The 15,121-nt window shown below is 64.3% G+C and carries 10 protein-coding genes; 9 read left to right on the top strand and 1 reads right to left on the bottom strand.

The genetic code is table 11. The features are described from left to right. Window positions 1-72 precede the first annotated feature (72 nt). Together C2L71_RS03990 and C2L71_RS03995 are read left to right on the top strand one after the other, a co-directional pair. A complete protein-coding gene (locus C2L71_RS03990) occupies window positions 73-912 on the top strand; it encodes an ABC transporter ATP-binding protein (protein ID WP_103264494.1) in 840 nt (279 codons plus the stop codon). After that, entirely contained in the window at window positions 902-3,094 is a 2,193-nt protein-coding gene (locus C2L71_RS03995; RefSeq protein WP_103264495.1) for an ABC transporter permease, read from the top strand. The genes C2L71_RS03990 and C2L71_RS03995 overlap by 11 nt, the downstream gene beginning before the upstream one ends. A gap of 54 nt (window positions 3,095-3,148) precedes the next feature. Here the strand turns inward: C2L71_RS03995 and C2L71_RS04000 are convergent, their stop codons facing one another. Continuing rightward, on the bottom strand, window positions 3,149-4,513 hold the full coding sequence (locus C2L71_RS04000; protein WP_103264496.1) for an MFS transporter: 1,365 nt from the start codon (window positions 4,511-4,513) through the stop codon (window positions 3,149-3,151). 154 nt (window positions 4,514-4,667) lie between these two features. Between C2L71_RS04000 and C2L71_RS04005 the strand changes: the two genes are divergently transcribed. From C2L71_RS04005 to C2L71_RS04035, 7 genes are all read left to right on the top strand, one after another. Then, window positions 4,668-5,012, top strand: coding sequence for a nitrous oxide-stimulated promoter family protein (locus tag C2L71_RS04005; RefSeq protein WP_103264650.1), 345 nt, complete (start codon window positions 4,668-4,670; stop codon window positions 5,010-5,012). 241 nt (window positions 5,013-5,253) lie between these two features. Beyond that, the gene (locus C2L71_RS04010; protein ID WP_103264497.1) at window positions 5,254-7,395 is read left to right on the top strand and encodes a PTS sugar transporter subunit IIC/EAL domain-containing protein; all 2,142 of its coding nucleotides are present in this window, start codon (window positions 5,254-5,256) and stop codon (window positions 7,393-7,395) included. A gap of 241 nt (window positions 7,396-7,636) precedes the next feature. Beyond that, window positions 7,637-10,513 (top strand): excinuclease ABC subunit UvrA, encoded by a 2,877-nt coding sequence (gene uvrA, locus C2L71_RS04015; RefSeq protein WP_103264498.1) that lies wholly within the window; start codon window positions 7,637-7,639, stop codon window positions 10,511-10,513. A gap of 265 nt (window positions 10,514-10,778) precedes the next feature. Further along, window positions 10,779-12,362 (top strand): GNAT family N-acetyltransferase, encoded by a 1,584-nt coding sequence (locus C2L71_RS04020; RefSeq protein ID WP_103264499.1) that lies wholly within the window; start codon window positions 10,779-10,781, stop codon window positions 12,360-12,362. 44 nt (window positions 12,363-12,406) lie between these two features. Further along, the gene (locus tag C2L71_RS04025) at window positions 12,407-12,892 is read left to right on the top strand and encodes a GNAT family N-acetyltransferase (protein ID WP_239926323.1); all 486 of its coding nucleotides are present in this window, start codon (window positions 12,407-12,409) and stop codon (window positions 12,890-12,892) included. A gap of 185 nt (window positions 12,893-13,077) precedes the next feature. Then, window positions 13,078-13,917: an alcohol dehydrogenase gene (locus tag C2L71_RS04030; protein ID WP_239926365.1), complete on the top strand. Its 840-nt coding sequence runs from the start codon at window positions 13,078-13,080 to the stop codon at window positions 13,915-13,917. Window positions 13,918-13,940: 23 nt separating this feature from the next. Then, a complete protein-coding gene (locus tag C2L71_RS04035) occupies window positions 13,941-14,882 on the top strand; it encodes a DUF1848 domain-containing protein (RefSeq protein ID WP_103264501.1) in 942 nt (313 codons plus the stop codon). Window positions 14,883-15,121: the final 239 nt, after the last annotated feature.

Here is a 15,121-nt window from a genome sequence, read left to right on the forward strand (position 1 = left end):
CGCAAGCGATGGCGCCGCCGTCGGTGAGTGCGTAGTATCGTCATGGCAAACATGCGAGAAGGAGATAGGGCTATGACCGAAGTCTACGCAACCCCTCAACCGTCGGCTGTCGGAAGAGCGGCCGCCATGCAGGCTGCACACGGATCCGAGTCGATGTTGTCCGTACGTCAGATCGAGAAGGTATACGGCAACCGCGATTCCATCACGCACGCGTTGAACAACGTGAGTTTCGACGTGATGCCGGGCGAGTTCGTGGGCATCATGGGGCCCTCGGGCTCCGGCAAGACCACGCTGCTCAACTGCGTGGCCACCATCGACACCGTGACGAGCGGCCACATCCTTGTCGACGGGCGCGACATCACGGGCCTGCGCTCCCGTGCGCTCGCGAAGTTCCGCCGCGACGACTTGGGCTTCATCTTCCAGGACTCCAACCTGCTGGACACGCTCACCGGCTTCGAGAACATCGCGCTCGCGTTGACGGTGAAGGGCGAGCCCACCGGCCAGGTGAAGCCCAAGGTGGATGCCATCGCGGCCACCCTCGGCGTGTCCGAAGTGCTGGGGAAGTACCCCTACCAGATGTCGGGCGGCCAGAGGCAGCGCATCGCTGCGGCACGCGCCATGGTGGCCGATCCGAAACTCGTGCTGGCCGACGAGCCTACGGGCGCGCTCGACTCGCGCAGCGCCACCGTTATGTTGGAGACGCTCTCGATGATGAACGCCTCTCTCGGTGCGACCATCATGATGGTGACGCACGATTCCTACGCTGCGTCGTTTGCGAACCGCATCCTGTTCGTCAAGGACGGTGCCGTGTTCAACGAGATACGCAAGGGCGACACCTCGCGCAAGGACTTCTTCGCGCGCATCATGGAAGTGGTCACATTCCTGGGCGGTGACGTGCGCGATGCTTGCTAAACTGGCCTTCCGCAACATCCGCCGCTCCGTCAAGGACTACGGCGTGTACTTCGTCACGCTCGTGTTCGGCGTGGCGGTGTTCTACGCGTTCAATTCGGTGTCGAGCCAGTCCATCCTCTTCGACTTGGAGGACGAGGCGTCGGCGGGCGTGTTCCAGATGACGGGGCAGTTCCTCGGCATGTTCAGCGTGCTCATCGCCTGCGTGCTCGGATTCCTCGTGCTCTACGCGAACGGTTTCCTCATCAGGCGGCGCAAGCAGGAGTTCGGCACGTACCTCGTGCTGGGCATGAATCCCGCCAGCGTGTCGGCCATCGTGCTCATGGAGACGGTGGCGGTGGGCCTCGTGTCGCTCGTGGTAGGCCTGGCGCTCGGGTTCGCGCTGTCTCAGGGCATGTCGTTCGTCACGGCGGGCTTGTTCAACATCGAGATGACGCAGTACCGCTTCATCTTCTCGTTCGACGCCTTCCTGCTCACGCTGATGTGCTTCGCGATCATCTTCGCGGTGACGGCCCTGTTCAACACTGTGTCCATCCGCCGCTACAAGCTCATCGACCTGCTGTCAGCCCGCAGCCGCAACGCGCGCTTCCGCGTACGCAACCCGTGGATTAGCTTCGCCGGGTTCGTTGCGGCCGTAGGCCTGATCACGTGGGCGTACGCTACGCTCGTCGAAAACGGCCTTCTGGAGTTCGACGACGGGTTTTGGAAGGCCACGGCGCTCATGGTGGTCGGCACGTTTCTGCTCTTCTGGTCGCTCGCCGGCTTCGCCATCGCGGTGATCGAGCGCACGCGCGGCGTGTACTTCAAGGGCCTCATGATGTTCACGATGCGCCAGATAGCCAGCAAGGTGAACACGGCGTTCGTGTCGCTGTCGGTGGTATGCATCATGCTGTTCTTCTCGCTCACCGTGTTCTCCACCGGCATGGGGCTGGCGCGCGCCTTTAGCGGCAACATCGAGGACGGTACGATCTACGACGCCACGCTCACGGCGAACGTGTACCTGAACCAGGGCAGCACGCACGATTCCCAGGAGCTTGCGCAGATGACCGAGGAGGATCGCGAGTACCAGAAGGTTGCCGACGAGAAGGCGGCCGCCGTGACGGCCGACGCGGAGGCCTACGGCTGGGACATCGCCGCCAAGCTGGCCGACTCCTCGCCGGCGTGGGATGAGTTGGTGGAGCGCGCGGCGCAGATCGACGCCTTCGTGAGCGACGAGACGTCCTACGGCGAGCTTATGGAGCGCTACGGCCAGGGCACGGGAAATGCGAAGCAGAACGAGGCGCTGCACAACCAGGGCGTCACCCTCATCGGCGTCTCGCAGTTCAACGCGCTCGCCGAGCTTGCGGGCCGGCCGACCGTGGACGTGGGCGAGGACGGCTACGCGGTGAACAACACGCTCGACGCCATGAAGGGGCTCTCGGAGGCGCTCGCGCGCTCGGGCGAGACGGTGGTCGCAGGCGGGCGCGTGCTCGAGTCCACAGGCGAGCTGCGCAGCCAGCCTATGGAGGACACCACGTTCTCCGCGAGCGGCGCTGAGCTCATCGTGCCCGACGCGGTGATCGCCGGCCTGCGCGCTCAAGGCGCCGCGCCCGAGCAGAGCATCCTCAACCTCATGTACAAGACGGACCGGGCCGAAGGCGACAAGCTGCTCGAGCAGGTGCTCGCCGACGCATCTCCTGCCAACCCGGAGGTGGCGGCCTCCGGCTGGAAGTTCAGCCCGAAGCCCTGGCCCGTGACGCTGTCGTTCACGGCCGAGGAGGTGCTCGTGCAGTCGGGCGGCATGAACCTGATGATCTCGTATCTGGCGCTCTACATCGGCTTCGTGTTCCTCATCGCCACGGCGGCCATCCTGGCCATCCAGCAGCTGTCCGAGACGAGCGACTCGCTGCCGCGCTACCGGGTGCTCGCCGAGATCGGCTGCGACCGCCGCATGATCGTCCGGTCGCTGCGCGCGCAGGTGCTCGTGTACTTTCTCGTGCCGCTCTCGCTGGCCGTGTGCCACACGGTGTGCGCTGTGAGCGTCATCAGCGACGCGGTGCTCGGCCAGCTCGGGGTGTCGGTGCTCGAGCCCGCCTTCATGACCGGCGTGCTGGTGGCGGTGGTGTACGGGGCGTATCTGCTGGTCACGTACTTCGCCAGCAAGGGTATCATCCGCGCCTCGCTGGGGAAGAAGCTCGTGGGGTAGGGAAAGGCGCGCATGCGAAACGCTGGCGGCCGCAAACGCCGGCCGCCAGCGTTTCTAGCTCGGCTTGCGCTCAAGCGTTTGCTCCAAGTGCTTTCCAAGGCGCATCGTGACGATCCCCATGACTAGGATCGCGACGATAATGCCCAGCACCGTTGCGAACTCCAGATCCCATCCGATCTCGCTCAGCGTCGCGAAGAGCGTGACGCTGATGGCGGGCGCGATGTTGATGAAAACGGCGATGCGCGAGTATATTTTGGTGTATTCGCGCGGACCGAACAGATGGCGCGCGATCGTGGGACCCAGCACGTTGGTGGCCCCGTACAGTGCTCCGAACAGGACTGATCCCGTATAGATGAGCGCGGTGGAACTGTAGCCCAGCCAGCAGCACACGGTTCCCGTGAAGCCGCAGGCGCAGGCGACGCACAGAGCCACCACGATGCTCCTGTCCGCGATGGCGCCCAGGCATACTTTCGCTACCGCCTGGGAGGCTTGCATGCACATAGCCACCGCCGAGGCCACCATCACGGCAAGCGCGGGGGTGATGTCCGCCAGTCCCGTGTCGCCGAGGTGGTAGACGTAGGTGGGAAGCATGTTGCCAGCTTGGCCGGTGCCGTTGAAGAGCGCGATGGTGAGAGCAAGCAGATAGAATGCGGGGGAGCGGAACGCCTTCTTGGCCGAGACGCCCCATTGCATTCCCTCGTCGGCGCCGACTCGCTCCGCCTCGCCATAGGGTTGCAGTCCGATGTCGGAAGGGTAGCTTCGGATGCAGAACAGCGTGGCGGGCAGGCCGAGCGCGAGCACGGCGCCGCCCAGCACAAGGTACGCGCTGCGCCAGCCGAGATCGCCGATGAGGACGCCGCCCACCATGCTCCAAACGGCGCCTCCGACGCCCATCATGGCCACACAGATGCCTACGAGCACGCCCATGTGCGAATTGAACCATCGGTTGACGAGCGTCGGCGATGCAAGGTAGGAGAGGGCCACCACGCCGGTTCCTTCGAGGACGCCGGACAGGTAGAACTGCCAGATCTCGGTCCACTGGGAGCAGAGGAGTACGCCGGTGCCGCAAAGGGCGACCGATACGGAGAGTACGATGCGGAGGTCGAGTTTTTCCATGAGGTTGCCCAGAGGAGAAGCCATGACTGAACAGCTCAGGAATATAATGGTAATAAGCACGGTGAACTGGCTGGAAGCTATTCCCAGCTCCGTCGATACAGGCACGACGAAGATCGACCAGGTATTGAACACGATAGCGGAGGAGGAGAAGCACAAAAGCGCGCCGGTGCCCACTGCGAGGACATGCCGTATAGTGAGCTTTTGCGGCCTCGGAGCTTCGTCCGAGACCTGCTTCTCGTCGAGCGCTTGCGCTGTCGCTTCCACGTCCCAGCCCTCTCTTTCCTGACGCTGAGCATCCGCCATTCCCTTGAAGGTCGGGGTCGTACCCCCTGGTTCGCACCGAACCGCTCCAAGTATACTCCGCCCCGGTTCGCCGAAGCGGGTAAACCCCCGGAAGTTCGAGCCATTCGTGTGTCTTCATGCTCGCGGAATGGTATGCTCTGCTATTATGCGCGTTATGCAAGACTCACCGAGGACGGCGAAGCGGCGTGCCCGCGAGAAGCGCACCATCTCCCAGATGGTGGCGCTGTATTGCGCAGGCAACCATGATGGGAACGCGCGCAGCGAGCTCGCGCACTGTGGCGAGGCCGTATGCCCTGCCTGTGCAGACGTGGACGCCTATGCTGTGTTGCGCACAGAACGATGTCGCCGCATGGAGGCCAAGACTTCTTGCGAGAAGTGTGGCAACCACTGCTATACGACCGACAAGCGCGATGAGATTTGCGCCGTCATGCGCTATGCGGGTCCGCGCATGCTCGGGAAGCATCCCGTGGCAGCGGTTCGCCATCTCCTGGGCCGGTAGAAGCTGGCGGCGTTGTCGAGACGCGCGCTCGTGGTTCGTGTTCCACTTGTCGGGCCGCGTGCAGATCGGCGTCGCTCGTTCGCCATGCGACTCGCTCGCTAAGGCGCCGACCGGATCGAAATCCGCTTTCCGAACGTATCCGTCCGCGCTGCGCGCCGTGCCTATTCGGGGTACAATGGTTGCCGAAGGCTATCGGTGCAGGTTTTGACCGAGAGCGGAACGAGGTGACGGAAGGGCGGGCATGCTCGACAAGGTGTACGCGCAGTTCGCGCGTTTGGAAGGGGTCATGGCGTTCCAGGCCATCCGCCAGGGCCTCATCCTCACCATTCCGGTGCTGCTCGTGGGTTCGTTCTGCCTCATCCTGCTGAATCTCCCGCTCGAACCGTACCAAGAACTGCTCGGCAGTGCACCGCAGGTCGAGGGCCTGCTCCACCTTGTTTACGATGCCACGATGGGCATATTCTCGCTCTACGTAGCCGTGGCTGTGGCATTGCGCTACGCGAACGCCTACGCCGAGCGCTTCGGCGCGTTTTTCATTCAGGGAGCTCCATTCGCCGCGCTCGCGGCCTACCTCATGTCGGTGGGCTTTGGCACGGCGGGGTTCGATCTGGTCGTTCTCAGCACCCGTTCGCTGTTCATCGCCATCGTGTGCGGGCTTGGATCGTCGGTTCTGTACTGTCGCCTCGTGAACCTCCGACGTGCGCCGCGGCTCTACGGCGACAGCATCGACAACGTTTTCAACCAGGCCGTCACGGGGCTGTTCCCCATCGCCGTGGTGATTGCGCTATTCAGCCTGGTGAACGTCGGTGCGACGGCGCTCACTGGGGCGAGCTGCGTGGAGGAGGCGTTCTTCTGGGGAGTGAGCGCGCTTTTCCCGCTGGCTACGGCCACCCTCGGCAGCGGCCTGCTCTATTTGTTCATGAACAACGTCATGTGGTTCTTCGGCATTCACGGGGGCAACATGCTCGACGGCGTGGCGCAGAGCGTGTTCGTGCCGGACACGGCGGCCAATGCTGCTGCGCTCGCAGTTGGCGGCGAGCCTGTGCAGATCGTGACGAAGACATTCCTTGACGTATTCGCTTCGATCGGAGGGGCGGGCGCGCTCCTGTCGCTGCTCATCGCCATGCTCGTTTTCGGGAGGCGGCGAAGCGCACGGCGCCTGTCAGCATTTGCCGCGATTCCCATGTGCTTCAATATCTCGGAGATCATGTTATTCGGTCTGCCGGTGGTGTGGAATCCGGCGCTGTTCGTGCCGTTCATCATCGTGCCGATGGTGAACCTTGTCGTGGCATATGCGGCGACTGCGACGGGTCTCGTTCCGCCCGTTATGGTGGACGTGTCGTGGACGACTCCGCCGCTCGTCGGGGGCTATGTGGCCACGGGTTCGCCTGCGGGAGCCGTGCTGCAGCTCGTCTGCATCGCGCTGGGAGCAGTGCTCTACCTGCCATTCCTACGTCGTTACGAGCGGCTGGCCGACGACCGGGCGCGAGTGGAATACGCGTCGCTGCTCGCGTCGTTCCAAGAGGATGAACGCGCCGGGCGCGAGCGCGCGCTCGTCGCGGCTCCGGGCGCCTTGGGAGGAGTGGCCCGTTCGCTTTCGGAGGACGTGCGCCGTGCGGTGGCCGAGCGCACCTTCGAGCTGCGCTACCAGCCCCAGTTCGACGCGACGGGGCGCTCAACAGGGGCCGAGGCGCTGCTGCGCCTTGAACACCCCGTGTACGGCATGCTGTATCCGCCGCTCGTTATCGAGCTAGCGAAGGAGGCAGGCGTCGTCAACCGGCTGGAACGCGCCGTATTCGAGCGGGCGATCGAAGATGCGCGGGTTTTGGAGGCTCTCGCGCATGCGGGGGAGCTCGACTTCGGCTTTCGCGTGAGCGTGAACGCCACGGCCTCGATGCTGCAGGACGAGGCGGCGGTCGGGTTCATGATCGACGCTTTTCGTGCGAGCGGTCTCGATGCGGGGCGTGTGGTGGTGGAGGCCACCGAGCGTGAGGCACTGCGCTGGGACGAGGGCGCGCACGACCTTCTGCGGCGCGTGGCGGATGCCGGCATGCCGCTCGCAATCGACGACTTCTCTATGGGGCGAACGTCGTTCCAGTATCTTGAGACAAGCGTGTTCAGCGTGGTGAAGCTTGACGGAACCATCGCGAAAGGCGTCATGGAGAACGAGCGCTACGCCGAGATCGTTTCGTCCATCGCCGATCTCTCCGAGCAGCTGGGTTTCTCCGTCCTGGCCGAGTACGTGGAGACGGCCGAGCAGCGCGATGTGCTGAAGATGCTCGGCTGCACGTATTTCCAGGGCTACCTGTACGCCCCCGCGCTGCCCCTCGATGAAATGGTGGAGCGGGCTCGCTTGCGTGACGGTGCTCCGCCGTCTGAATAAAGGGCGCGCTGTACATAAGCCGAAGCATCCCGCGCAATCTGCCATCGAACGAATTGTGCGCATCGTTTGAACGCTCGGACACGAACGGATGTTTTCGCGGGCTCTTTCCGCTCGCTGCGCTAGAATGGACGATTGCACGGAAATGATAGTTTCCCGGTAGCCTAATTTGCGACCATCGGCGCGCAGCGCTGTAGGCGCGGCGCCGGTAGCAGATGCGCGAAGAGAAAGAGCGATAAGCCACATGGGACAGAATGCCATCGTCATCAAGGGTGCCCGCGAGCACAACCTCAAGGACATCGACCTCATCATCCCGCGCGACGAGCTCGTGGTCATCACGGGTCTGTCAGGCAGCGGCAAGTCGAGCCTCGCGTTCGACACGATGTACGCCGAGGGCCAGCGCCGCTACGTGGAGAGCCTCTCCAGTTACGCGCGCATGTTCTTGGGGCAGATGAGCAAGCCCGACCTGGATAGCATCGACGGCCTGTCACCGGCCGTGTCCATCGACCAGAAGACCACGTCGAAGAACCCGCGTTCCACCGTGGGCACCACCACCGAAATATACGACTATCTGCGCCTGCTGTTCGCTCGCGTGGGCGTGCCTCACTGTCCTGAGTGCGGGCGCGTCATTCGCAAGCAGACCACCGACCAGGTGACCGACGAGATACTGGCGCTCGCTCCCGATGCGAAGGCCATCATCATGGCCCCGGTCGTCACCGGACGCAAGGGCGAGTTCACGAAGCTGTTCGCCGACCTGCAGAAGGAGGGCTTCAGCCGCGTGCGCATCGACGGCGAGATCGTGAAGCTCGAGGCCGAGCCGCTCACGCTCAACAAGAAGATCAAGCACTTCATCGACGTGGTGGTGGACCGCGTGCAGCTGAAGGAGAGCGCCATGAGCCGCATTGCCGAGGCGGTGGAGCTGGCCACGAAGCTGGCCGACGGGCGCGTGCTCGTGCAGGTGCTCGGTGAGGACGGGCAGCCGCTCGGCGAGGGCGGCGGCAAGTCGAGCGGCGCCACGGGTGGCCTCGGCGCCGGCGAGCATATCTTCTCGCTCGCGCTGGCGTGCCCCGAGCACGGCCATTCCATGGACGAGCTGCAGCCGCGCGACTTCTCGTTTAACGCCCCCTACGGCGCCTGCCCGGACTGTCTCGGCATCGGCAGCCGCGAGGAGGTGGACCCCTCGCTCGTGGTGCCCGACCCCTCGCTCACGCTGGCCGAGGGCGCCATCGCGCCGTTCAAGACGGGCAACTACTACCCGCAGGTGCTGCGCGCCGTGGCCAAGCACATGGGCACCGACGAAAATACGCCGTGGGAAGATATGCCGAAAAAGGCGCAGGATGCGCTGCTCTTCGGCCTCGGCAACGATAAGGTGCGCGTGGACTACGTGACCGTGGACGGCCGCGAGACGTACTGGTACATCGAGTGGGAGGGCGCGCTCGCTGCCGTGCAGCGCCGCTACCAGGAAGCCCAGTCCGACAACCAGCGCGAGAAGCTGTCGGAGTATTTCGCTATCGTGCCGTGTCAGACGTGCGGTGGCAAGCGCCTCAAGCCGGAGATCCTGGCCGTGACGGTGGGCGGCAAGTCCATCCACGATGTGACCGAGATGAGCGCGGCCGACTCGCTCGACTACTTCGAGGGCTTGGCCTTTCACGGCTCCGAGGAGCATATCGCCGGTCCTATCGTGAAGGAGATCAAGGCGCGCCTGCGCTTCCTGGTGGACGTGGGCTTGGACTACCTCACGCTCGAGCGGGCCACGGCCACGCTCTCGGGCGGCGAGGCGCAGCGCATCCGCCTGGCCACGCAGATCGGCGCGGGCCTTATGGGCGTGCTCTACATCCTGGACGAGCCATCCATCGGCCTGCACCAGCGCGACAACGAGCGGCTTATCGCCACGCTGGAGCGCCTGCGCGATTTGGGTAACACCGTCATCGTGGTGGAGCACGACGAGGACACCATCCGCAGCGCCGACTACGTCATCGACATGGGCCCGGGCGCGGGCGAGCACGGCGGCGAGGTGGTGGCGGCCGGCAAGCCCGACGAGATCGTGAGGTTCGAGGGCTCGCTCACGGCCGACTACCTTTCGGGCCGCCGCACCATCCCCGTCCCGGAGAAGCGCCGCAAACTGCGACGCGGGTCGCTCAAGCTCACGGGCGCCTCGGAGAACAACCTGAAGAACCTGACGCTGGAGGTTCCCTTCGGCACGCTCACCGTGGTCACGGGCGTGTCGGGCTCGGGCAAGAGCTCGCTGGTCACCGACACGCTGGCACCGGCGCTCGCGAACCGCGTGAACCATGCGCATCGCCGCTCCGGCACGTACAAGAAGATCACCGGCCTGGACAAGATCGACAAGGTCATCAACATCGACCAGAGCCCCATCGGGCGCACGCCGCGCTCGAACCCGGCCACCTACATAGGCCTCTGGGACGACATCCGGGCGCTGTTCGCCAGCACGCAGGAGTCGAAGGCGCGCGGCTACGGGCCGGGGCGCTTCTCCTTCAACGTGAACGGCGGCCGCTGCGAGGCCTGCAAGGGCGACGGCCAGATCAAGATCGAGATGCACTTCCTGCCCGACATCTACGTGCCCTGCGAGGTGTGCGGCGGCGCGCGCTACAACCGCGAGACGCTGCAGGTCACGTACCGCGGCAAGAACATCGCCGAGGTGCTGGACATGACCGTGGACGACGCGCTGGCCTTCTTCGAGAATATCCCCGGCATCAAGCGCAAGCTGCAGACGCTGCACGACGTGGGTCTGGGCTACATCCGCCTGGGGCAGCCCGCCACCACGCTCTCGGGCGGCGAGGCGCAGCGCGTGAAGCTGTCGAGCGAGCTGCAGCGCCGCCAGACCGGCAAGACGTTCTACATCCTGGACGAGCCCACCACCGGCCTGCACTTCGAGGACGTGCGCCAGCTCTTGGAGGTGCTGGAGCGCCTCGTGGACGCCGGCAACACGGTTCTCGTCATCGAGCACAACCTGGACGTCATCAAGTGCGCCGACCGCATCATCGACCTGGGACCCGAGGGCGGCGACCGCGGCGGCACCATCGTGGCCCAGGGCACCCCCGAGGAAGTGGCCGAGGTCGAGGGCAGCTACACCGGCCAGTTCGTGAAGCGCATGCTATAGGCGCGGAAGGCTGCCAAGGGCGCGGGGCGATCGGACTTCGGGAATCGCGCGCTCGGTCTGGCCGGGGACGATCGCCAGGCCCTGCGCGACGACAGGCGATGCATGCCGCGTGCTCTTTCAAGGCCGGGGGGCTGATCTTTGCCAGATTCTTGAGCAAAACCTCTTTACCGCGGAGTCGCATCGTGCGACAATGCGTCGGCTTTGTTGATGATGAGCGGTTCGTACGCGCGGAGAAGAGGGTTCGGTCAAGGTGGCGGAAACGGCGATGTCGACGGGAAACCGCCATGTGGCGCGCGGTGTCGTGTGCGCACTCGCGGGAGGCATATGCTGGGGGTTCTCGGGCACGTGCGCCCAGCTGCTCATGGACGACTACGGGATTCCGGCAACCTGGATCACGTGCGCGCGCATGGTCATCGCAGCCGCCTTCTTCCTTGCTATGACGGCGCTGCGCAACTGGAAGGGCCTTCTTGCCGTGTTCCGCGATTGGCGGTCGCTCGTCCAGATAGCCGCCTTTGCCATTTTCGGCGTGCTGCTCACCCAGCTGAGTTACCTTTACGCCATAGGTTATACGAGCGCCGGCGTGGGCACCACGATCGAGCAGGTGGGGCTTGTGCTCATCATGCTTTACGTATGCCTGCGGTCGCGTCGCATGCCGCGCATCCGCGAGGCGCTCGGACTTGTGCTCGCCCTCGGCGGCATGCTCCTCATCGCGACCCAGGGGGATCCGGACACGCTCGCCATTCCGCCTGAAGGGCTCGCGTGGGGGCTCGTGTCGGCTCTTGCCCTCGCGTTCTACACGCTCATGCCCGTCAAGGTGCTGAAAAAGTGGGGGTCCATGCTGGTTACGGGCCTGGCCATGCTCTTCGGCGGATCTGCTGCATCGGTCGTGGTGCAGCCGTGGTCGATGCCCGTGGAGCTGACGGGAGGGGCTCTTGCCGCCTTCGTCGCCATCGTACTGGTTGGAACGCTCGGGGCCTACATGCTCTACCTGCAAGGGATCAACGATGCAGGGCCGGTGAAGGCGAGCCTTTTGTGCTGCGTGGAGCCCGTATCGGCGATGGTGCTTGCCCTTGTCTGGCTGCAGACACCCGTATCGGTGTGGGATCTTGCAGGCTGCGCGTTCATTGTGGCGATGATCTTCCTGGTCACCGAGCGAGAACCGAAGCCGACGTCGGAAGCGACGGCAGTCGATGCGCTTCCAGGATCGGGTGCGGTCTACGACGATCCGCCGCTGTTCGCGGGCCGTGCTTCGGTGCTCGGCTACTACACGTCGCGTCCAGCGGTGCGCGAGGACTTCGAGCGGGTGGCGAGCTTGATCGACGTTGGGCATGAGACGTTCGCCGCGCTTGGTATCGATGAGGGGCGCAACAAGAAATATCCTTCATCAAGGCGCCTCATGCACAGCATCAAGAATGGTACGACCCACGTTGTGGAGGACGGTGACGGCCGCTTGATAGCCGTGTTCGCCGTCTCGTTCTCTCCCGACAAAAACTACGCTCGCGGTATTGAAGGCGGTGCCTGGCTCACCGATACGAACGCCGTGCCGCAGCCCTATGCCGAGTTGCATTGGGTATCGGTGGACTACCGGGCACGCCGCCGCGGCGTGGGCATGTTCATACTAGACAAAGCCGACCAGATCGCGCGAGCGGGCGGCCGGTCGAGCATTCGCGCCGACGTGTACGAGCCCAATGCGCCCATGCAGAAGCTGCTCGAAAAGCACGGGTATCGGCGCTGCGGCATCGTGGCGATCCGCGATGTGCTGGGACGCGAAAAGCGGCGCGTCGGGTACGAGAGGCTGCTGCGCACGCGCTCGCGCGGCGCAGCGGGATCGGAAGAAGAAAGCGAGTAGCAGTGCACTTTCGCAGAGCGAGGGCAAACGATATCGAGCGCATCATGGACATCATTGAAGACGGCCGCCGGGCGCTGGGCGCGCTCGGCATCGACCAATGGCAGGGATGCTACCCTCATCGCGCAGCGATCGAGGGCGACGTCGCCTGCGGCGAATCCTATGTCGTGGAGGAATCCGGACGTGTGCTGGCTACCGCCATGATCGGGCTTTCCGGCGAGAGCGACTATGATCTGATCGAGGGCGCGTGGCTCACGCGGTTCCGCTCGGATGATCCGGGCTATGCCGTGGTGCATCGCGTGGCGGTGGATGCCGGCGCTCTTGGCCGAGGTGTCGCGTCTTTCCTGCTGTCCTGCGCTGAAGATGTGTCGCGAGATGGAGGTGTGGCGAGTGTGCGCATCGACACGCATCCCGGGAACAAGCCTATGCGCCGACTGCTCGAGAAGACGGGTTTTGCGCAGTGCGGGACCATCTACATCGCTCATGCCGAAGGGGGAGTGCCTGAGCGCATTGCCTACGAGAAGCTTGTGTAGGCGTCTGACCTCGCGTTGCCTGCGCTGTTGCAGGATGTGTTGTGCCTGTTCAGATGCGTACCCCAGACTTCCTGTCGATATTCTGTCGCTTATGCCGAGGTGCGGCCGGTCTTCCGCCGTGCGAGTATAATTACGACACTATGGCCACTCTGTCTCATCAGTCGCGAGAAAAAATAGCCTTGGCGGTGTTCGCCGGGCTCATCGTGCTCAGCCTGTGCGGGTTCGGATGGTACCTGCTCGTCGGTCATTCATGGAACGTCGCCGCGTCCAACATCGACGACACGTTCGGCAGCATGGAAGGCTATACCGCCATCGTGTACGATGGCGTTGAGCACCCTGTCGATGCGGATTCCGACGTCGCGCTGCCGGATGCGGATGACGAGCCGGCTGCTCCGGGGCTGCTGTCGGCAGGGGGGTCGGACGACGACGCAGGGCATTCAGGTGAAGGATCCGGCGCCGGTTTCGGCTCCACCGTCAATCCGGCGGCAGGAGCGGGCGCCGCAGACTCGAGGAGTCGTGGTTCCGGGGTCAATGCGGAGGATGCGAAAGCGTCCGAAGGAGGCACGGGGCGCGGAACAGCCGCAAGCGACCTGTCGGGTACGCACAAGGGCGTCACTGCGGCAGAAGCGAAAGAGAGTTACGAGGAGAAGGGCGCGACGGTATTCTCTCTCGACACCGACGACCCGGGCCGGTACGAGGAAGGCGTGATCCTCAAAAAGGGCGCGCATCGCTTCGGCGTGCTCAGCGTCCTCGAGTCGCTGCCTGCCCGCCTCATTGAGCGGCAGATCGCCTATTTCGCCGAGCATGAAGTCGATTTCATAGTCGTACTGACCTCCGACAAGGAGTATCTCGAAGGTGTCGAGGGCGTCGATATCGCGCTTTCGATCCACGACGAGGAGCTGTTCGTAATGGGGGAAACCGTGAACGGCACGTTTTTCGTCGATGCTCCCGATGAAGGGTCGGTCGGCGTCATCCTCATCTCGCCGAGCAACGTTGTTTCCGCAAAGGTTATCGAAGAGCTGTAGCGCGTTCCAAGGAGGATCGGCGCGTGATAGTAAGCGCATCTCGGCGAACAGATATACCTCGGTTCTACTTGGACTGGCTGCTCAATCGCTTCGATGAGGGGTTCGCGCTCGTTCGCAACCCGGTGAACCGCGCTCAGGTGAGCCGGGTGCCGCTCGGGCCCGATGCGGTGGACTGCATTGCCTTTTGGACGAAGGACCCCGCTCCGCTCCTGGCCTGCGCCGAGCGGCTTGAACGTGCGGTTCCGGCCCCGTTCTTCGTGCAGTTCACGCTCAACGCCTACGGTTCCGACGTGGAGGCTGGCCTGCCCCGTAAGGCCGAGCTGGTCGAGACCTTCCGCGCGCTTGCCCGCGCTGTGGGGCCCGAGCGCGTTGTGTGGCGCTATAGTCCCATCCTTCTCGGGGGCCGCTATACCGTCGAGCATCATCTGCGCTGGTTCGCGGTCTTCGCCGACCGGCTGCGTGGATACACGGCTTCCTGCCGGCTGAGCTTCCTCGATGTCTACCCTAAGATCGCAGAGCGGATGGCCCTGCTTGGTTTCGAGGATGTGCCTGCCGACCAAAAGGCTTCGCTGGCCCTTCGACTTGCCGAACTCGGGGCCGAGCGGGGCATCGCGGTCGGAGGATGCGGAGACTCCGCGCTCGACGACGCAGGGCTTGCTCGCGTTGGATGCATCGACGCTGATCTGGTGGCGCGCGTTGCGGGCGTCGAGACGCGCCCGGGCTGGCCTGCCGAGCCGGGTGGATGCCGATGCGCGCCGAGCGTGGACATCGGCTCGTACGATACCTGCACGAACGGATGCGTTTACTGCTACGCGAATCCCGGTGCGCCGTTTTCCGGGGGCCCTTGGCGCCATCGTCGCTACGATCCGTGCGCTCCGATGCTCTGCGACGCTCTGCGGCCTGACGACACCGTGGTCGAGCGGGTTATGCCGAAGCTTCCGCCGGTACGGCCACGGCTGTTCTGATGGCGCGCAAACACGGGTGCTGATCAGCGTCAGCGCAGGTTGCTTACGTGTTCGTAGAAATCTCCGTAGAGAACGTAGCCGTTGGAGGCGACGATCTCGGATCCTGATACGGGATCGAGATGGCCTGACCGGTGATGATGGTGTCGCCATAGGCGCGGAATGGAAGACACGATGCGCGCCCCGGACGGGCAGTGATATGTGGAAAAGGAATTGACCTCGCAAAACAGGATACATACCCC

The organism is Enteroscipio rubneri, assembly GCF_002899715.1.
GTDB classification, from domain to species: Bacteria; Actinomycetota; Coriobacteriia; order Coriobacteriales; family Eggerthellaceae; genus Enteroscipio; species Enteroscipio rubneri.